This is a genomic window from Cellulomonas sp. T2.31MG-18 (assembly GCF_964266755.1).
Taxonomy (GTDB): Bacteria; Actinomycetota; Actinomycetes; order Actinomycetales; family Cellulomonadaceae; genus Cellulomonas.
Map to the genome: position 1 here is coordinate 427556 of NZ_CAXWGW010000003.1, position 18585 is coordinate 446140.

20 protein-coding genes, 1 tRNA gene and 1 pseudogene are annotated in these 18585 nt (G+C 70.9%); 6 read left to right on the plus strand and 16 right to left on the minus strand.

From position 1 onward, the window contains the following. Positions 1–43: 43 nt before the first annotated feature. Positions 44–1069, minus strand: coding sequence for a 6-phosphofructokinase (locus ACFQTY_RS14130; protein WP_291757532.1), 1026 nt, complete (start codon positions 1067–1069; stop codon positions 44–46). 140 nt (positions 1070–1209) lie between these two features. Here ACFQTY_RS14130 and ACFQTY_RS14135 point away from each other — a divergent pair, with 140 nt between their 5' ends. Beyond that, positions 1210–2034, plus strand: coding sequence for a class I SAM-dependent methyltransferase (locus tag ACFQTY_RS14135; protein ID WP_378101515.1), 825 nt, complete (start codon positions 1210–1212; stop codon positions 2032–2034). Between the two features lie 55 nt (positions 2035–2089). On the opposite strand, the gene polA is transcribed toward ACFQTY_RS14135, so the two are convergent. After that, positions 2090–4849 carry a DNA polymerase I gene (polA, locus tag ACFQTY_RS14140; protein WP_378101517.1) on the minus strand — a complete coding sequence of 920 codons (2760 nt, stop codon included), beginning with the start codon at positions 4847–4849 and terminating at the stop codon, positions 2090–2092. On the opposite strand from polA, the gene ACFQTY_RS14145 reads away from it, so the two are divergent. After that, positions 4848–5240, plus strand: coding sequence for a hotdog fold thioesterase (locus tag ACFQTY_RS14145; protein WP_378101519.1), 393 nt, complete (start codon positions 4848–4850; stop codon positions 5238–5240). The two genes, polA and ACFQTY_RS14145, sit on opposite strands and share 2 nt — an antisense overlap. Here the strand turns inward: ACFQTY_RS14145 and ACFQTY_RS14150 are convergent. Continuing rightward, the gene (locus ACFQTY_RS14150) at positions 5156–5869 is read right to left on the minus strand and encodes a GNAT family N-acetyltransferase (RefSeq protein WP_378101521.1); all 714 of its coding nucleotides are present in this window, start codon (positions 5867–5869) and stop codon (positions 5156–5158) included. The genes ACFQTY_RS14145 and ACFQTY_RS14150 overlap by 85 nt on opposite strands. Positions 5870–6011: 142 nt before the next feature. Then, complete coding sequence (locus tag ACFQTY_RS14155) at positions 6012–6647, minus strand: ANTAR domain-containing response regulator (RefSeq protein WP_378101816.1); 636 nt, start codon at positions 6645–6647, stop codon at positions 6012–6014. 135 nt (positions 6648–6782) lie between these two features. On the opposite strand from ACFQTY_RS14155, the gene ACFQTY_RS14160 reads away from it, so the two are divergent. Further along, a tRNA-Leu gene (locus ACFQTY_RS14160) sits at positions 6783–6856 on the plus strand. Between the two features lie 249 nt (positions 6857–7105). Here the strand turns inward: ACFQTY_RS14160 and ACFQTY_RS14165 are convergent. The 6 genes and pseudogenes from ACFQTY_RS14165 to ACFQTY_RS14190 all read right to left on the minus strand — a co-directional run. Then, positions 7106–7324: pseudogene (locus tag ACFQTY_RS14165) on the minus strand (CoA-disulfide reductase); the annotation flags it as partial. Between the two features lie 35 nt (positions 7325–7359). Beyond that, positions 7360–7692 carry a thioredoxin gene (gene trxA, locus ACFQTY_RS14170; RefSeq protein WP_378101523.1) on the minus strand — a complete coding sequence of 111 codons (333 nt, stop codon included), beginning with the start codon at positions 7690–7692 and terminating at the stop codon, positions 7360–7362. Then, positions 7689–8684: a thioredoxin-disulfide reductase gene (trxB, locus tag ACFQTY_RS14175; protein WP_378101525.1), complete on the minus strand. Its 996-nt coding sequence runs from the start codon at positions 8682–8684 to the stop codon at positions 7689–7691. The genes trxA and trxB overlap by 4 nt, the downstream gene beginning before the upstream one ends. Before the next feature lie 2 nt (positions 8685–8686). Further along, positions 8687–9109 carry an arsenate reductase ArsC gene (locus ACFQTY_RS14180; protein ID WP_378101527.1) on the minus strand — a complete coding sequence of 141 codons (423 nt, stop codon included), beginning with the start codon at positions 9107–9109 and terminating at the stop codon, positions 8687–8689. Next, positions 9106–9528 carry a low molecular weight phosphatase family protein gene (locus ACFQTY_RS14185; protein WP_378101529.1) on the minus strand — a complete coding sequence of 141 codons (423 nt, stop codon included), beginning with the start codon at positions 9526–9528 and terminating at the stop codon, positions 9106–9108. The genes ACFQTY_RS14180 and ACFQTY_RS14185 overlap by 4 nt, the downstream gene beginning before the upstream one ends. Further along, positions 9525–10298, minus strand: coding sequence for an aquaporin (locus ACFQTY_RS14190; protein ID WP_378101820.1), 774 nt, complete (start codon positions 10296–10298; stop codon positions 9525–9527). The genes ACFQTY_RS14185 and ACFQTY_RS14190 overlap by 4 nt, the downstream gene beginning before the upstream one ends. 52 nt (positions 10299–10350) lie before the next feature. On the opposite strand from ACFQTY_RS14190, the gene ACFQTY_RS14195 reads away from it, so the two are divergent. Both ACFQTY_RS14195 and ACFQTY_RS14200 read left to right on the plus strand, forming a co-directional pair. Continuing rightward, positions 10351–11007: a helix-turn-helix domain-containing protein gene (locus tag ACFQTY_RS14195; protein ID WP_378101822.1), complete on the plus strand. Its 657-nt coding sequence runs from the start codon at positions 10351–10353 to the stop codon at positions 11005–11007. A 14-nt stretch (positions 11008–11021) separates the two neighbouring features. After that, a complete protein-coding gene (locus ACFQTY_RS14200) occupies positions 11022–11678 on the plus strand; it encodes an arsenate reductase ArsC (protein ID WP_378101531.1) in 657 nt (218 codons plus the stop codon). Positions 11679–11696: 18 nt separating this feature from the next. Here ACFQTY_RS14200 and arsA read toward each other — a convergent pair whose 3' ends face one another. Both arsA and arsD read right to left on the minus strand, forming a co-directional pair. Further along, positions 11697–13496, minus strand: a complete 1800-nt coding sequence (arsA, locus tag ACFQTY_RS14205) for an arsenical pump-driving ATPase (protein ID WP_378101533.1) — start codon at positions 13494–13496, stop codon at positions 11697–11699. Then, complete coding sequence (gene arsD, locus ACFQTY_RS14210) at positions 13487–13894, minus strand: arsenite efflux transporter metallochaperone ArsD (protein WP_378101536.1); 408 nt, start codon at positions 13892–13894, stop codon at positions 13487–13489. Before arsD ends, arsA begins: the two co-directional genes overlap by 10 nt. 110 nt (positions 13895–14004) lie before the next feature. Between arsD and ACFQTY_RS14215 the strand changes: the two genes are divergently transcribed. Further along, positions 14005–14355, plus strand: coding sequence for a metalloregulator ArsR/SmtB family transcription factor (locus ACFQTY_RS14215; RefSeq protein WP_378101826.1), 351 nt, complete (start codon positions 14005–14007; stop codon positions 14353–14355). 610 nt (positions 14356–14965) lie between these two features. Here the strand turns inward: ACFQTY_RS14215 and ACFQTY_RS14220 are convergent. The 4 genes from ACFQTY_RS14220 to ACFQTY_RS14235 form a co-directional block, all read right to left on the minus strand. Next, positions 14966–15793 carry an amino acid ABC transporter ATP-binding protein gene (locus tag ACFQTY_RS14220; protein ID WP_378101538.1) on the minus strand — a complete coding sequence of 276 codons (828 nt, stop codon included), beginning with the start codon at positions 15791–15793 and terminating at the stop codon, positions 14966–14968. Then, entirely contained in the window at positions 15780–16520 is a 741-nt protein-coding gene (locus tag ACFQTY_RS14225; protein ID WP_378101541.1) for an amino acid ABC transporter permease, read from the minus strand. Before ACFQTY_RS14225 ends, ACFQTY_RS14220 begins: the two co-directional genes overlap by 14 nt. A gap of 3 nt (positions 16521–16523) precedes the next feature. Then, positions 16524–17369 carry an amino acid ABC transporter substrate-binding protein gene (locus tag ACFQTY_RS14230; protein ID WP_378101544.1) on the minus strand — a complete coding sequence of 282 codons (846 nt, stop codon included), beginning with the start codon at positions 17367–17369 and terminating at the stop codon, positions 16524–16526. A 508-nt stretch (positions 17370–17877) separates the two neighbouring features. Beyond that, a complete protein-coding gene (locus tag ACFQTY_RS14235; protein ID WP_378101546.1) occupies positions 17878–18489 on the minus strand; it encodes a DoxX family protein in 612 nt (203 codons plus the stop codon). Between the last annotated feature and the right edge of the window lie 96 nt (positions 18490–18585).

The window sequence follows — 18585 nt, forward strand, 5'->3', positions numbered from 1 at the left end:
CCGGCCAAGTCGTGGTTGGTGCCGCGCGACGCGGCTCGGCCGCTCAGGCGAGCGCCCGCGCCACCGCCAGCATCTGGTCGGGCACGTACTTCACCTTGCCGGCGATGTCGGCGATCGGCACCAGGTCCACCCGCTCGCCGTGGATGGCCGTCATCACGTCCGAGCGCCCCTCGGTGGCGGCGTCGATCGCCGCCACGCCGAAGCGGGACGCGAGGATCCGGTCGAACGCCGTCGGGATGCCCCCACGCTGCACGTGCCCGAGCACCGTCACGCGCGTGTCGAAGCCCGTCCGGGTCTCGATCTCGGACTTCAGTCGCTCACCGATGGCGCCGGCGACGATCTCTCCGAACTTGCCGACCTCGGTCTCGTAGTGCATGGCCGTGCCCGGTGCGGGGACCGCACCCTCGGCCGCGACGACGATGGAGAAGCTGGCGTGCGCCCGGTGCCGGTGCTTGAGGAAGCGGGTGACCTTCTCGATGTCGAAGGGTTCCTCCGGGGCCAGCACCAGCTCGGCGCCACCGGCGATGCCCGAGGTCACGGCGATCCACCCGGCGTGCCGACCCATCACCTCGACGATCATCACGCGGTTGTGGCTCTCGGCCGTGGTGTGGATGCGGTCGACAGCCTCGGTCGCGATCGTCACGGCGGTGTCGAAGCCGATCGAGTAGTCCGTTCCCCAGACGTCGTTGTCGATCGTCTTGGGGATGCCGATCACGTTGATGCCGGCCTCGGAGATCTTGCTCGCGGCGTCCAGCGTGCCGTCGCCACCGATGCAGATCAGCGCGTCGATGCGCTCCGCCTCGAGCGTGGTGAGCACCGCCTCGACGCCGCCCTCGTTGCGGTGCGGGTGGAAGCGTGCGGTGCCGAGCAGCGTGCCGCCCGTCGCCAGCACGTTCCTGATGTCCTGGCGGCCGAGCGGCTGCACGTCGCCGTCCGCCACGCCCTTCCAGCCGTTGCGGAAGCCCACGATCGTGTGACCGTGCTCCCCCTCGCCACGCTTGACGACCGCGCGGATCGCGGCGTTGAGGCCGGGGACGTCGCCGCCCCCGGTCAGCAGTCCGACTCGCACCTGACGCACTCCTTCGTTGTCCGGTCCACCCCAGCTGATCTGCGGGGCACGCCGTCGGGCTCGCCGCGCGTCCAGCGTAGTCAGAGGTGGAACGGCACCGGCCGGACCGTCGTCCCAGGCGCGCCCGGCAGGATGGGGGCATGGCGGCGACGGAGGACGACGAGCTCGCGGAGGCCGGGTACCGAGACGTCCCCGACGAGGAGGGCGGCCGGGCGTCGCGCCGCTGGTGGGACGCGAACGCCGAGGAGTACCTCCAGGAGCACGGCGACTTCCTGGGCGCCGCGGACTTCGTCTGGTGCCCGGAGGGCCTGCGTGAGGCCGACCGCCACCTGCTCGGCGAGCTCCATCCGGCGTCGTCGCGCGTGCTCGAGGTCGGTGCCGGTGCCGCGCAGTGCTCCCGGTGGCTTACGAGCCGCGGGCTCCAGGTGGTGGCGACCGACGTGTCGGCCGGGATGCTGCGGGCCGCGGCGGCGCTGGACCGTGCCTGCGGCATCCGGGTCCCGACCGCCCAGGCGGACGCCCGGGCACTGCCCTTCCCCGACGCGAGCTTCGACGTCGCCTTCACGTCGTTCGGGGCGCTGCCCTTCGTCCCCGACCCCGGCAGGGTGCACGCCGAGGTGGCGCGCGTGCTGCGACCGGGCGGGCGGTGGGTGTTCAGCACCACGCACCCGCTGCGGTGGCCCTTCCCCGACGACCCCGGAGTCGGCGGGCTCACGGCCACGCGGTCGTACTTCGACCGCCGACCGTACGTCGAGACGGCTTCCAGCGGCCGCGTGCTCTACGCCGAGTACCACCGGACGTTGAGCGAGCTGGTCGCCGACGTCCTGGCTGCCGGACTCGTGCTGGACGGGCTGCTCGAACCGGAGTGGCCGGCCGGGCACACCCGCACGTGGGGCGGTTGGGGACCGGTACGGGGTGCCCAGCTTCCCGGGACCCTGATCGTCAGCGCCCACCGACCGGACTGACCCCGCTCGACGGGTGGTGCGGCCGACCGGCCGTGGCACGGCGTCCTGCCGACGGTCAGTGACCGGCCTCGTGCCAGCTGGAACCCGTTCCGACCGAGACGTCGAGCGGCACCTCGAGAGGGCCGCCCGGCACCCGGTCCCCCGCGGCGCCCATCTGCTCGCGGACGAGGGACTCCAGCTCCTGCTCCTCGCCCGGCGCGACCTCCAGCACCAGCTCGTCGTGCACCTGGAGCAGCAGACGGGACCGCAGCCCGCGGCGGGCGAGCTCCCGGTCCACACCGAGCATGGCGATCTTGATCAGGTCGGCAGCACTGCCCTGGATGGGTGCGTTCAGGGCCATCCGTTCTGCGGCGTCCCGCCTGGCTCGGTTGTCGCTCGACAGGTCGGGCAGGTACCGACGCCGCCCGAGGATCGTGGCCGTGTACCCGGTGGCGCGAGCCTCGTCGACCACGCCGGTCAGGTAGTCACGGACCCCACCGAACCGGGAGAAGTAGTCGGCCATCAGCGCCGACGCCTCCGAGACGTCGATCGACAGCTGCTGCGACAGGCCGTACGAGGAGAGCCCGTAGGCCAGGCCGTAGCTCATCGCCTTGATCTTGGACCGCATCGCCGGCGTCACCTGGTCGGTGGGGACCGAGAACACGTGCGAGGCGACGTAGCTGTGCAGGTCCTCGCCGCTGCGGAACGCCTCGATCAGCCCCTCGTCACCCGAGAGGTGCGCCATGATCCGCATCTCGATCTGCGAGTAGTCCGCCGTGAGGAGCGTGGCGAACGGGTCCGTCACCACGAAGGCCCGGCGGATCTGCCGTCCCGCCTCGGTGCGGATGGGGATGTTCTGCAGGTTCGGGTCCGCGGAGGACAGCCGGCCGGTCGCGGCGATGGTCTGCTGGAACGTCGTGTGGATGCGTGAGTCGGGTGCGACCGACCGCAGCAGCCCCTCGACCGTCTGACGCAGCCGGATGGCGTCGCGGTGCGCCAGCAGGTGCTCGAGGAACGGGTGCTGGGTCCGCGCGAACAGGTCGGTCAGGGCCGCCGCGTCGGTGGTGTACCCGGTCTTGATCTTCTTGGTCCGCGGCATGCCGAGCTGGTCGAACAGCACCTCCTGCAGCTGCTTCGGCGAGCCGAGGTTCACCTCGCGGCCGATCACCGCGTACGCGTCCGCGGCCGCGGCCTGCACCTGGTGGTCGAACTCACGCTCGAGGCCGGACAGGTACTCGCCGTCCACGCCGATGCCGGTCCGTTCCATCCGGCTGAGCACCGCCTGCAGCGGCAGCTCCACGTCGTCGAGCAGTCGACGCGCACCGCGGTCCACCAGCTCGGCTCCGAGCACCTCGGTCAGGTCGCGGACGGCGGCGGCCCGTACGGCCGCCCGACGACCCTCCCCGGCGCCGTCGAGGGCCAGGTCCAGCGACCCCTGCGCACCCGAGGCCCCGTCGTCGGAACCGAGCTCCCGCCGCAGGTAGCCGATCGCGAGGTCCGGGAGGTCGTACGCGCGCCGGTCCGGCTGGCACAGGTATGCCGCCAGCTCGGTGTCGAACACCACCCCGGCCAGAGGCAGACCCCGACCCATCAGCGCGTGCCACGACTCCTTGGCGCCGTGCAGGGACTTCGGCGCATCCGGGTCCGCCAGCCAGGTCGCCAGCGCGGCCTCGTCCGCGGGGTCGATCTCCGCGAGGTCGAACGCGACCGCCTCCCCCGCAGCGTCGGCGAGCGCGATGCCCCAGGCGTCGCCGCCCGCCGGCGCACCGGAGCCGCGGACGTCGACCCCGAGCACCTGCCCGGCGCGGTCCGTCAGCCAGGTCCCGAGACCGCCGGCTCCGACCGACACGAGGTCCAGCGCTCCACCGGCGACCGGCGCCTGCTCCGGGCGCTCGTCCGGGAGCATCGCGAACAGGCGGTCGCGCAGAGTCCGGAACTCGAGCTCGTCGAGGATCGTGTGGAGCGCCTGCCGGTCCCAAGGGCGTACGGCGAGGTCCTCGGGGCCCAGCGGCAGGTCGAGGTCGTCCACCAGCCGGTTCAGGCGCCGGTTCAGCTGCACCTGCTCGAGGTTGGCGCGCAGCGACTCACCGGCCTTTCCCGGGATCGTGTCCGCGGCGGCGACGACCCCGTCCAGACCGCCGTAGCCGAGCACCCACTTGGCCGCCGTCTTGGGGCCCACCCCCGGCACGCCGGGCAGGTTGTCGCTCGTCTCCCCCACCAGCGCCGCGAGGTCCGGGTACAGGTGCGGCGGCAGGCCGTACCGCTCCTCCACGGCCTCGGGCGTCATGCGGCTCAGCTCGGAGACACCGCGCACGGGGTACAGCACCGTGACGTGCGGGCCGACCAGCTGGAAGGAGTCCCGGTCGCCGGAGCAGATCAGCACGTCCATGTCCTGGTCACGACCCTGGGACGCCAGGGTGGCGAGCACGTCGTCCGCCTCGAAGCCGGCCTTCTCCAGGACCTGGATGTGCAGCGTGTCGAGCAGCCTGCGGATGATGTCCACCTGCCCGCGGAACGGCTCGGGGCTCGCGTCCCGGTTCGCCTTGTACTGCTCGTACGTCTCGGAGCGGAACGTGGTCCGACCGACGTCGAACGCGACGGCGACGTGCGTCGGGATCTCGTCGCGCAGCAGGTTGGCCAGCATCGACGTGAACCCGAACACCGCGTTGGTCGGCTGACCGGTCGACGTGGCGAACTTGTCCACGGGGAGCGCGAAGAAGGCCCGGTAGGCCATCGAGTGACCGTCGATCAGCAGGAGCCGGGGACGCTGCCCGGGGCCTGGAGCGGTCACGGTCGCTGGCTGCGTCTGGCTCACGGGTGCCAACCTATCTGCCATGTCCGACACCGCCTCGACCGCCGGAACCCTCCTCGAACGCATGGGCATCGAGGTGACCAGGGTGACCGCCGAGCGCGCCGAGGGACGCATGCCCGTCGCCGGCAACACCCAGCCGTTCGGGCTGCTGCACGGTGGCGCCTCCGCCGTGCTCGCCGAGACGCTGGCCTCGTTCGCCGCGCAGCGGCACGCCGGGGAAGGCCGCGCGACCGTGGGCATCGAGCTGAACGCCACGCACCATCGCTCGGCCCGTGAGGGCTGGGTGCACGCGGTGGCGACCGCCGTGCACCTGGGTCGTTCGCTGGCGACCTACGAGGTGACGGTGGACGACGACGGCGGACGACGGCTCTGCACCGCCCGGGTGACCTGCATGCTGATCGACATCCGCGACTGACGGGCGCCGTGGGTGCCGGTCGCCGCCACGGGGGCGAGCGGGTCCTCCTCCCGCGCACGGGCCTGGCGGCGACGGGCGATCAGGTCCTCGAGACCGTGCCGTGAGGGTCGCCGTCCGGCGCCGGCCGACGTGACCGGGTCCTGGGTCAGGCGCCGCGCGAGAGCGGCCGTCGTGACGACGCGATGGGCGGCGGCCGGGGCGAAACCCGCCTGCGCGAGGAACCTGTGCATGCCGCGGGCTCCCGGCAACGGCGACGCGAAGACCTCCAGGGCGCCGGCCTGGTCGGCGATGTCGACCGCAGCCAGCAGCAGGGCGTGGCCCAGTCCGCGACGACGAGCGCTGTGGCGCACGTACAGCGACTCGAGGGTGAGGACGACGGCGTCCGTGAACGGTCCGGGGCCGACGATGCGCGCCAGCAGGAGGCCGTCGACCCTCTCGTCGAGCGTCGCGACGACGATGACGCCGCCCGGGGCGTTGAGCAGCATCAACAGCTGCTCGCGCAGCCGTACGGGGTCATCCGTGCAGAGCTGCGCGCCGACCATGAGCTCCGCCCGCGCCTCCAGGCACAGGCTGACGAGCTCGGTGACGTCCTCGACGCGGGCTGCTCTGGTCAGGACACCTGGACGCACGGCTGCTCGTACCTCCTCGCAGGGACCGGCTCTGGCCACGGCTCACTGTGCCCCCGCGGTGCGCCTCGACGATCATGGACCACTGTCCACCTGGAGGGCCAGTCCCACTTCGGGGGGAGACGCGGCGCAAGGCCGCACGAGCTCAGGAGGCGCTGCCCCCGCCGACCTGCTCGATGACGGCGTCGGCGACCTCGCGCATCGTCAGCCGCCGGTCCATCGACGTCTTCTGGATCCAGCGGAACGACTCCGGCTCCGTCAGGCCCATCTTGGTCATCAGCAGACCCTTGGCACGGTCCACCCGCTTGCGGGTCTCGAACCGCTCCGCGAGGTCCGCGACCTCCGACTCGAGCGCCGTGATCTGCGCGTAGCGGGAGATCGCGATCTCGACCGCCGGCAGCAGGTCCGCTGGGCTGAACGGCTTGACGACGTACGCCATCGCGCCGGCGTCACGAGCCCGCTCGACCAGGTCGGTCTGGGAGAACGCCGTCAGCAGCACGACCGGCGCGAGGTGCGCCTTGCCGATCTTCTCGGCCGCGGAGATTCCGTCGAGGACGGGCATCTTCACGTCCATCACGACGACGTCCGGCTTGAGCTCCGTGGCGAGCGCGAAGGCCTCCTCGCCGTTCCCCGCCTCGCCGACGACCTCGAAACCGGCGTCCCGCAGCGTCTCGACGACGTCCATGCGGATCAGTGCCTCGTCCTCGGCGACCACTGCGCGCCGCGCGGGCCGGGCCCCCGGCGCCGGGCGCTCGGCCTCGGTGCGGGTCGGGGTGGTCAGGTCGAGGTCGGCTGCCGCGCCGGGCGTGTCCTTCGGGCTCACGGGCACAGCCTAGTCGGCGTCGTGGCCAGGGCCCTCGTGCCCACCGCAGCCGGCCGTGTGGTGCTCACCACGGGCACTATCCTTCGCAGCACGGCCCCGATAGCCCAACCGGCAGAGGCGTTCGGCTCAAACCCGATCCAGTGTGGGTTCGAATCCCACTCGGGGCACCGTCTGACCTGCGGGTTTAGGTCGTCGTGGAAGATACGTGGAAGATCTCCCGGCGCGCAGATCATCTGATGGGCTGCCCCACGGGGGCACGGACGTTCAGCTGGCAGAGTCAGGACGAGGCCGCCGCTGCCCCTCGCGATCTCCTGTGCCTCGACGGCGGCTATGCGCGGGGGCGACCGAATTCGGACACCCAGGCCTGGGCGGCAACCTGCACCGCGTCCCACGGCGAGCCGAGCGGCGGCGTGTAGGAGCCGCATCCCGGTGGCCTCGAGGTCGGCGATGCTGCGGTGTGCGAGGTTCGACCAGTGCGCGACGTCGCCGGCCACGTAGTACGGGATTCCGCAGATGGAGAAGTTCGGGTAGGCGTCGGCGACGATCACCGTGACTTCACAGCCCGGGTCGAGCTCGCGCGCACGCAAGGCGGCGGCGATGCCCGCATCGCTCCCGCCGACGGCCACGACGTGCATGGACGTTCCTCTCTCCTGCGCTGGGTGCGCTCGGGTCAGACGAGGGCGAGCAGCTCCTCGAGCTCCTGCGCGATGAAGGCCTTCGGGTGGGCGCCGATGACCGACTTCACGAGCTCGCCCCCGGAGTAGAAGTTGAGCGTCGGGATCGACACCACCCCGCAGTCCGTGGTGACCCGCGGGTTCTCGTCTGCGTTGAGCTTGACGATCTTCACGCGGCCCTCGTAGGTCACGGCCAGCTCCTCAAGTACCGGTGCGACCAGGCGGCACGGCCCGCACCACGGCGCCCAGAAGTCGACGACCACAGGGATCGGCGAGGCGAGCACCTCGGCATCGAACGTCTCGTCGGTCACGGGGCTGGTGGCGCTCATCTGATCTCCTTCACGAGGGCGACGGCTTCGGTGGTTGGCATCGAGTCGACGGCCTCACCGAGTCCGGCGAGGTAGTGCTGGGCGTCCAGCGCTGCGGAGCAGCCGGATCCGGCGGCGGTGATGGCCTGCCGGTAGGTGTGGTCCACCACGTCGCCGCAGGCGAACACACCGGTGAGGTTGGTGGCCGTGCTGCGCCCGACGACCTGCACGTACCCGTTCTCGTCCAGGTCCACCTGGCCGACCAGCAGTTCGGTGCGCGGCACGTGGCCGATGGCCACGAACAGCCCGCCGGCAGCCAGCTGCCGGGTCTTGCCGGTGAGCGTGTCCTTCAGCACCACCCCGGTCACCTTGTCTGCACCCTGGATGCCGACGACCTCGCTGTTCCACGCGAACCGGATCTTCGGGTCGTTGTGCGCGCGGTCCGCCATGATCTTGGACGCCCGCAGCTGGTCGCGGCGGTGCACCATGGTGACGGTCCGGCCGAAGCGGGTGAGGAACGTGGCCTCCTCGACCGCGGAGTCCCCGCCGCCGACCACGACGATGTCCTGGTCACGGAAGAAGAAGCCGTCGCAGGTGGCGCACCACGAGACGCCGCGGCCGGACAGCCGCTTCTCGTCCGACAGGCCCAGCTCCCGGTAGGCGGAGCCGGTGGAGAGGATGACGGCGCGGGCTCGGTAGGTCTCGCCGCCGCCGGTGACGATCGTCTTGACCGGCCCCGTGAGGTCGACGGAGGTCGCGTCGTCCCAGACCACCTCGGAGCCGAACTTCTCGGCCTGCTTCTGCATGGCCTCCATGAGCTCGGGTCCCTGGATGCCCTCCGGGAACCCGGGGAAGTTCTCCACCTCGGTGGTGTTCATCAGCGCGCCGCCGGCGGTCACCGACCCGGCGATGACCACGGGCGCCAGGCCGGCACGCGCGGCGTAGATCGCTGCGGTGTAGCCGGCGGGCCCGGATCCGACGACGACGACGTCACGGATGGACTGCGCACTCATCGTCACGCCAGAACCGGCGCGACGCCGAGCTCGTCGAGCAGGCCCAGGATGCGGGTGCGGATCTCGTCGCGGATCGGGCGCACCGCGTCGATGCCCTGCCCGGCCGGGTCGTCGAGCTGCCAGTCCTCGTAGCGCTTGCCCGGGAAGATCGGGCACGCGTCGCCGCATCCCATCGTCACGACGACGTCGGAGGCCTGGACGGCCTCGGTGGTCAGGACCTTCGGACGCTCGGCTGTGATGTCGATGCCTGCCTCGGCCATCGCTGCGACCGCGACCGGGTTGACCTGGTCGGCGGGCATCGACCCGGCCGAGCGGACCTCGACCGCCCCACCGGACAGTGCGGACAGGAAGCCCGCGGCCATCTGGGAGCGGCCCGCATTGTGGACGCAGACGAACAGGACGCTGGGCTTGTCGGTGACGCTCATAGGTGCTCCTCAGTGATGGTGTTCAGGTCGGTCAAGAGCGCGGCGATCCGCCGCTCCAGGTGCTCGCGCAAGGGTCGGATGCCGTCCACGTCCCAGCCGGCCGGGTCGGGCAGGGGCCAGGTCTCGTACCGGACACCCTCGACAACCGGTAGGTCGAGCCCGGGCTTGAGCGCGATGACGACATCCGCGTCTGCGACAGCCTGGGCGGTGAGCTTGGTCGGCGTGCGGCCGGACCAGTCGATGCCGTGCTCGGCCAGCGACGCGATGACCTCCTCGCTGACGTGGTCCTCCGGGTCGAGGCCGGCTGACGTCACGCGCAGCTGGTCACCGCCCCGGGCGGTGGCGAGGCCGGCGGCGAGCTGGGATCGACCGGCGTTGTGCATGCAGACGAACAGGACAGTCGGCTTGCGCCTGGTCATGCCTGGATCCCAGACGTCAGCGCCTCGGACGTCCGCTCGGGGACCGGCGCCTGCTCGTGCACGTCTGCTGGGTAGAGCACGACCGCGGCAGCGACGCCGAGGACCGCGCCCAGGGCCTGCGCGGCGACGAACGGCACCACGGATCCGGGGGCGATGCCCGCGAAGGTGTTCGTGAAGACGCGCCCGATCGTGACGGCGGGGTTCGCGAACGACGTCGAGCTGGTGAACCAGTAGGCCGCACCGATCCACGCCCCGACCGCGGGGGCGGCCAACGCCGCCCGGCCGGTGCGCGCGAGCGCGAAGACCAGCGCCACCAGGCCGGCGGTTGCCACCACCTCCCCGAGCATCAGCCCGCCTCCGTTCCGGCCCGTCGTCGGGACCGCCGTCCCGACGCCGAACATCGTGTTGGCCAGCACAGCCCCGAGGATCGCGCCCAGGACCTGCGCGATCGAGTACTGGCCAGCTTCGCTCAGCGTCAGGCCCCCGGCACCGCGACCCAGCCACCAGTCCGCGAACGAGACGACCGGGTTCAGGTGCGCGCCAGACAGCGGGGCAAGCATGGTGATCAGCACCGCTAGTCCGAAGGCCGTCGCGAGGCTGTTCTCGAGCAGCTGCAGCCCGACGTCATGCGGCGACAGACGCACGGCCGCGATGCCGGAGCCGATGACGACGGCGACGAGGAGCCCGGTGCCGACGAGCTCGGCGGCGAGCCTGCGCACGACCGGACGGCGCGCTCCGAGTGGGCGTGAAGGAGGGGTCACGGCGCACATCTTGACTGGCGCCACTCCCTCAGTCAACATTGACTCAATGAACAGTGAGTGGATGGCTCAGGTCGAACGGCGAGCGGCGTTGCATGCCGCGCTGTCCGACCCTGGACGGCTGGCCGTCGTCGAGCTGCTCTCGCGGGGCGACGCGTCCCCGTCCGAGCTGGCCGCGGAGCTGGCGATGCCGTCCAACCTGCTCGCACACCACGTGAACGTCTTGGTCGAGCACGGCCTCCTCGAGCGCACCCGCTCCGAGGGAGACCGGCGCCGCACATACCTGCGCCTGCTGCCCAGCGACCTCGGGCCGTTCGCGGACCCCCTCCCGCGCCCCCGCCGGGTGCTGTTCATCTGCACCGCCAACTCCGCGCGCTCGCACCTGGCCGTCGCACTCTGGCGGCGCACCAGCACTATTCCTGCGACCTCGGCAGGCACGCACCCGGCGGCCTCGCTCGCCGCAGGCGCCATCGCCGCGGCATCGCGCCACAAGCTCCAGCTGGGCGACGAACACCCCCGACGCATCGATGAGGTTCGCCAGGCGGATGACCTTGTCATCACGGTCTGCGATCGCGCGCACGAGGAGATCGGTGCCGACGCCGATGCGCACTGGTCGATCCCCGACCCGGTCCCGGCCGGCGACGTCTCAGCGTTCGATGACGCCATCACCGAGCTGGAGCGTCGCGTCGTCGATCTGGCGCCGCGGCTCGTCTTGAACTGACCAGGAGGACGACGATGTCCACCACGCAACCCGACCTCACCATCGATCAACGCCACGCCCTGCGCACCGCGGCCGAGCGCCTGGAGGGCCGGTACGAGGGCACCTTCGGCGCCGAGACGATCGAGCGGTTCCTGCATTCGGCGTACGACCAGTTCGCGGGTCGCGCCACGATCGCGAACTACCTGCCGCTGCTCGCCGAGCGGTTCGCCCAGCAGCGCCTGGACGCCCTCGCCCGGCTCGAGGGCAAGGTGAGCGACGGCAAGCCCGTCGTACTTTTCCTGTGCGTGCAGAACGCCGGCCGCTCGCAGATGGCACTCGGGTTCTTCCAGAAGCTCGCCGGCGAGGGCGCCGTGGCCTGGTCGGGCGGCTCCGAACCCGGCGAGCGAGTCAACCCGACTGCTGTCGCTGCGATGGCCGAGCGCGGCATCGACATCTCCCACGAGTTCCCCAAGCCGTGGACCGACGAGGTCCTGCGCGCCGCGGACGTCGTCATCACCATGGGCTGCGGAGACGCCTGCCCGCTCTTCCCCAGCAAGCGCTACGAGGACTGGGACCTCGACGACCCCGCCGACCTCGACCTGGACGGCGTACGCCGCGTGCGCGACGACATTGAGCGCCGCGTCCACCATCTCCTCGACCAGCTCGGTGTGGACGCGCTCAGCTCGCGGTGAGCGAGCCGGGAACGCTGGTCAGAGCGCGGCAGCCTGATCAAGATCGGCGACGGCCAGACTTCGCAGTGCCGGAACCCCGACCGGTTCGCCCGCCAGCAGCGGCACCAGCGCGCACCGCTCGGCGTCGTGATCGAGCACCCGATGGATCTGCACTCGTTCGTTCTCCGCCCGCCGCAGCAGCAGTGGGTCGTCCGTGTCGGCGGCGGCCAGCGAGTCGTTGATCACCCACGCCCACGGGTGGATGCCGGCACGGGCCAGGTCCTCGGCCAGCGCCTCTGCTTCAAGGACCGGCGTGGCCTCGGCCAGGGTGACGATCAGCATCTTCGTGTGGGCGCGGTCCTGCAGGCGCATCAGGGGCGTGGTGAACGTTCCGGCGGTGCCAGCCAGTTGGCGGGTGATGTCGCGGTGGTAGGAGCCGGTGGCGTCCAGCAGCAGCAGGGTGTGCCCCGTAGGGGCGGTGTCCAGGACCACGAACCGGCGGCGGCCTTCGTTCACCACCCGGGAGAACGCCTGGAACACCGCGATCTCCTCCGTGCATGGGGAGCGCAGGTCCTCCTCGAGGCTGACGCGGCCGGCGTCGTCGAGCGTGGCGCCCTTGGTGGCGAGCACGGTAGTCCGGTAGCGCTCCGTCTCGGCGACCGGGTCGATGCGTGACAGCTCGAGGCCGGGGAGCGATCCGGCGAGGGTCTGGTCCAGGTGCGCGGCGGGGTCGGTGGTCGTCAGCAGCACGGGCAGGCCTCGCTCGGCGAGCCCGACAGCGATGGCGGCAGCGATCGTCGTCTTGCCAACACCCCCCTTACCCATGGCCATCACCAGGCCGTGCCCGTCGGTGGCCAGCGTGTCGATCAACACCCTCAGAGGCTGCGCTCCCGGCGGTGCCGGGCTCCGCTCGGCGACCGACGTCGTCTCGCCAGGCGTCGGGGTCTCGAACAGGTGCTCCAGGGCTTCCAAGCCGACGATGTCCGACCCGCGAAGGACCAGCTCGTCGCGCGGCAGTGCCGCAAGCGTCGGAGGAAGCGCCGCCAGGACTGCCTGCTCCCGGCCGTAGACCGACCGGGCAAGTGCATCGGCGCCGGTCGGGCGCGGCAAGACGGCGTTCACGACGAGGTGCTGGTGGGTCATGCCGAGGGCGGCGAGCTCGTCGTGGGTGCGCGCCACCTCCGCGACAGCCGCCCGCTGGGCGCGGGTGACCAGGACCAGGCGGGTGCGAGCCGGGTCGGCCAGTGCCGCGACGGCCGCGGCATAGACGGACCGTTGCTTGTCGAGCCCGGCCAGCGGGCCCAGGCAGGAGGCATCTCCCTTGCCCGCGTCGAGGAACTGCGTCCAGGAGGTGGGCAGCTGCAGGAGCCGGATGGTGTGCCCCGTCGGCGCGGTGTCGAACACGACGTGGTCGACGTCGGGCGTGTCCTGCGTGAGCAGCGCGGTGAACTCGTTGAAGGAGGCGATCTCGGTGGTGCACGCCCCGGACAGCTGCTCCTCGATCAGCGCGACCTCCGTGGCCGGCAGCAACCCACGAACGGGTCCGACGATCGTCTCCCGGTACGCCGCGGCCGCCTGCACCGGGTCGATCTCCAGCGCCGTCAGGCCTGGCATGTCCGGGATCGCGGTGACCTTGTCCCCGATGACCAGGCCGAACACGTGGCCGACATTGGACGCCGGGTCGGTGCTGACCAGCAGCACCCGCTTCCCGGCACCGGCCAGCGCAATCGCCGCGGCACAGGCCACCGACGTCTTGCCGACGCCACCCTTGCCGGTCAGGAACAGGTACCGCGGCGCGTCGACGAGGAACCTCGGCTTCGCCGGCGAGGTCAGCAGCACTCGCCACCGCCGCAGCAGCTCGAGCCAGCAGCGCCGGCTCCGGTCAGCGGCAGCGACCTCACCATCGGCGCCGGAACGGGACGGCCGACCCACCGCGCCAGGTCCGACCGGTCCGGGTAGCGGCCGGCCATCGCGATGGTCCCGTCGACGAGCACGAGAGGCAGCCCCTCCGAACCGGAGACCTTCATGAAGTCGAGCACCTCCGCGCGATTCGTGAACGCGACGGGGGTGGAGGCCAGGTTGTACCGGTAGACCTCCGCGCCGTTGCGGCGCACCCAGTCCACGTCCGCCGAGAACGTCACCAGATCCTGCGGCACGTCCGGCCCGCACACCCCGGTGCTGCAGCACATCGCCGGCTCGAACACTTCGATCGTCTTCTTCTGCACGGCGACCTCCACTGCAACCTCCATCGCGGTACCAGGCGTCTGGATCGACGTCTCTCGATCCACAGTAGCGGGCCTGGATCGACAAGTGTCAATCAAGGCCGGATACTGGCGCGATGACCACGATGAGCACTCCGCTGCCGCTGACGGACGTGAGCTCGTGCTCTTCGCCACTGGTGCGCACTCCGATGGGATCTGCGCGCGCCGGTGATCTCGCGCTGCGGTTCAAGGCGTTGGCCGACCCTGCGCGACTACGGCTGCTGTCGATGATCGCGGCGCACGAGTCTGGCGAAGCCTGCGTCTGCGACCTGACCGAGCCCCTCGGCCTGAGCCAGCCCACCGTCTCCCACCACATGAAGGTGCTGCGGGAGGCGGGGATGGTGACGGGTGATCGCCGCGGGACGTGGGTCTACTACCGGCTCGTCCCGGGAGCCCTCGACACGCTACGCAACGCGCTCGGCGACGACCGGCTGTAGACCGGCCCCTCTGGTTTGGCAGCGGCCCGTCAGTCATCGGCCGACGCTGTCGAGACGTCCAGCGTCGATGCCGGTCGGGCCAGAGCTGAACGAAACTGCACGCCACTGGCGCACGCGCAATCATGACGTCACGGTCGGCACGGCGTCGTGGGTGAGGGTCGACTGCGGAGCGCGCACGTCGGGCATATGCGCCGTCGAGACGAGCGAGCCAGGCATCGTCGTCCGCAACCGGCCCTCAGTGCGGCCGTCAACGCCCGTGCAGGTCCTTCGCGGCAGCAGATACCGCCGCCATTAGTCACAGACCGTCGCGCCTGGACGCGATCACTGCCTGCCCCCGGCGCCGCACGGATCGGTCCCATGGTCCGGAAGGAGGCTCCCGGCTCTTCCCCTGAGGCCGGGAGCCTCCGTGACCGTGCACACCTCAGCGGGTAGCAGACCCCGTCGCCCGAGAATAGGCACGGCCGACTTCGGGACGGAAGTCCAGATGAGGTCTTGATCCGACAGCGGGCGGACGGCACGGCAGCGAACCTCGCCGCGCACGGGAGGGCCAGGCGCTAGCTAGCCCCAAAGTTCTTGGCTGATCGCGAGAATCAGTGGCGCTGTCGGCTTATCAGAAGGGGTGCAGGAGTCGGTGCACGAACTGCCGGGTGCGCTCCTGCTGCGGCTCGCGCAGCACCTGCTCCGGCGGGCCGATCTCCGCGATGCGCCCCGCGTCGACGAACGCCACCCGGTGCGCCACCTCGCGGGCGAACTGGAGCTCGTGGGTGACCACCACCATGGTCCAGCCCTCGCGCGCCAGCTCGACGATGAGCGAGAGCACCTCGCCCACCAGCTCCGGGTCGAGCGCCGACGTGGGCTCGTCGAACAGCAGCAGCTGCGGTCGCAGCGCCAGCGCCCGGACGATGCCGACGCGTTGCTGCTGACCACCGGACAGCTGCACCGGGTACACGTCGCGCTTGTCCGCCAGGCCCACGCGCTCGAGCAGCTCCTCGGCGTCCCGCACGGCCTCGGCGCGCGGCCGCCGCTGCACGACCACCGGCCCCTCGATCACGTTCTGCAGCACGGTCTTGTGCGGGAACAGGTGGTGGTGCTGGAACACCATCGCGGAGCGGTCGCGCAGCGCGTGCACCTCGCGGCGGCTGGGACGGGTGCCGAAGTCGACGCGGGCGCCGCCGGCGATCTCGACCACCCCGGAGTCGGCTGTCTCGAGGCCGTTGAGGCAGCGCAGCAGCGTCGTCTTCCCCGAGCCGGAGGAGCCGATCACGGCCAGCACCTCGCCGCGGTGCACGGTCAGGTCGACGCCGTCGAGCACCCGCACCGCACCGAACGCCTTGTGCAGGTCGGTGACGGTGACGACGGGCTCCGCCGCTGCGGACCCGACGGGCTGAGCGGTGGCGGGCCCAGCGGGCCCGGCGTCGGTGGGCTCAACGGGCGACATGACGCTCCAACCGGGTCTCCAGGCGGGACTGCCCGGCGGACAGCACCAGGCAGATCAGCCAGTACACGAGCGCCGCCTCGAGGTAGAGCAGCATGAACTCACTGCTGAACGCGGCGATCTTCTGCGCCTCCCGGAACAGCTCGGTGACCAGGATCAACGACGCCAACGACGTGTCCTTCACCAGGCTGATGAAGGTGTTGGACAGCGGGGGCACGGACACCCGGGCGGCCTGCGGCAGGATGATCCGCCCCAGCGTGCGGCGGTGGGACATGCCGATCACGTAGGCCGCCTCCCACTGCCCCTGCGGCACGGACAGGATCGCCGCCCGGACGATCTCCGCCGCGTACCCGCCGACGTTCAGCGCGAACGCGATCACCGCGCTGGGCCACGGGTTGATCACCAGCCCGATCGAGGGCAGGCCGTAGAAGATGACGAACAGCTGCACCAGCAGCGGTGTGCCACGCACCACCGAGACGTAGGCGCGGCCGATGCCGCGGGCCACCGGGTTGCGGGACAGCCGCAGCAGCGCCACGCCCACGGCGATCACCATGCCGACCGCGAAGGACAGCAGCGCGAGCGGGATGGTCCCCCGGACGGCACCGAGCACGATGGTCGGTGCCGACCGGGCGACGAGCCCCCAGTCGACCGCGGACAGCGCTCCGCCTGGAACCGTGGTGGGAAGCACGGTGCGCAGGACGGTGGGCAGCACCCCGGCGGCGGCGAGCATCGGCTACTTGGTCACGTCGGCGCCGAAGTACTTCTGCGAGATCGACGTGAGCGTGCCGTCGTCGGCCAGCTGCTGCAGCGCCTTGTCGACCGCCTGGGTCAGGGCGGTGGCGCCCTTCTTCAGGGCGACCGCGCTCTGGCTCTTGTCGGTGGTCTCGGCGGCGATCTTCAGGCCGGACTGGCCGTTCGTCTTCACGTAGTCGAGGTAGGTGAGCTTGTCGTTGATCGTCGCGTCGACGCGGCCCTGCTGGACCAGCGCGACGGACTGCGCCCAGCCCTCGACGGACTGCACGTCGGCGCCGCTGGACTGGGCGAGCTTGTACCAGTTGCTGGTCAGCGACTGGGCGGTGGTCTTGCCCTTGAGCGAGTCGAACGAGGTGATCGAGGTGTTGTCCGCCTTCACGACGACCACCCCGGTGGACACCGTGTACGGCGTGGAGAACTCGTACTTCGCCTGCCGCTCGGAGGTGATCGACACCTGGTTGGTGATCGCGTCGAACCGCCCGGCGTCCAGCCCGGCGAAGATCGCGTCCCACTGCGTCTCGGCGAACGCCGCCTTGACCCCCAGCTTGCCGGCGACGGCGCGGGCCACCTCGACGTCGAACCCGGTCAGGTCGCCGCCACCGTCCGCGTGGAAGCTGAACGGCTTGTAGGTACCCTCGGTGCCGAAGGTGATCACGCCGGCCTTCTGCACCGTGGCCAGGGACTGGTCGGAACCGGCGGCCGCGGTGGCCGACCCGGCCGCGGCGGTGGAGCCCGAGGCACCGGACACGCCCGTGGACGAGCAGGCACCCAGGCCCACCACGAGGGCGGCGGCGATCAGGGCGGTGCGCAGGTGACGAACGTGCATGGGGTGCCTCTTCTCGGGGGTGCAACGAGTGGACTGGTCGATCCCGGGCAGACCGGTCGGCGATCACCCTCGAGGGCGCGGCGCAGAGCGCACATGGACCGGCTGCGTCGCCGGTGAGGAGCTCAGCGGCGACAGCTGGGGCGACGACACGCACACACCACGGCCGTGGCCGCAGTGGTGGAAAGGTCGTCACGCATGCACATACGACACCACATCAGCCCGCGCCTCGGAACGTAGTCTCCCATCGTGGGACCTCGACGTCCGAACCGGTTGAGCATTGCCGACGCGCGTGACGCCAGGTCGTGCGCCACTCGCCGTAGGCGGAATCGATCACGGGGTGGCGGTCTGGTCTCCCGATATGGACGCCCCTGAATGCCCCGGTTGCACGGCACGGTACCCGGCGGCGAATAGACCTGCTTCGTCGCCGGGTACCTAGTCGTGATTCCGTCCCGGGGCTTATCCCTCCTTCAGGCGCGGACCCCGCTAACGTCGTGATGAGACCGGACTTCTACGCTCCGATGGTTTGGTGAACGTGTGAGACGTGCGCAGACTCCGTCGGCAAGGAGTTCGCTGTCGATGCACGGCGACCGACCTCGGCGACGCGATACCACCAGCTGAACTTCCGTTCGACCACAGCGTCCACACTCCAGGGGGCGGGCCCGTCGTAGTAGCTGAAGAGCAGCAGGGCGACGAAGACGATGGCGTAGATCAGCGCCGTGCCGACGTCGGCCGCACCGGCCGTGTACGGACCGCCGAAGCCTTCCGCTACGCCCCAGATCAGCAGGCTGAAGACGATCGCTGCGGAGTAGGTGAGCTTGCGGGCAAAGCCCAGGATCACCGCGACGGCGATTAGGGTCTCGACGACCGCCACCAGATACTCAAAGGCAGTGACGCGTGGGTGCTGCACAGCACTCCAGAACCGGAACCAGGGCTCGAGCCAACCGGGCTGACCGTCGCCTTCCCCCATGACCGCGTCCATGTAGGCGGATCGGAAGCCGGGCAACCACTTCATTACTGCGTCAACGAGCCAGACCACGCCAAAACCGACACGAAGAACGGTTCGCGGCCAATGGCTGCCTGCCAGGCTCGGTCCGTCGGATCGGATTCCCGTCGTGGACATGGCGTCCTCCTCGCGGTTGGCGTCCGTCGCCCTTGGCGGACCGCATAGGACAAGAGTGCGAGCGCTCGACGCCCCAACGCCAGAGGGCGGCGGCCC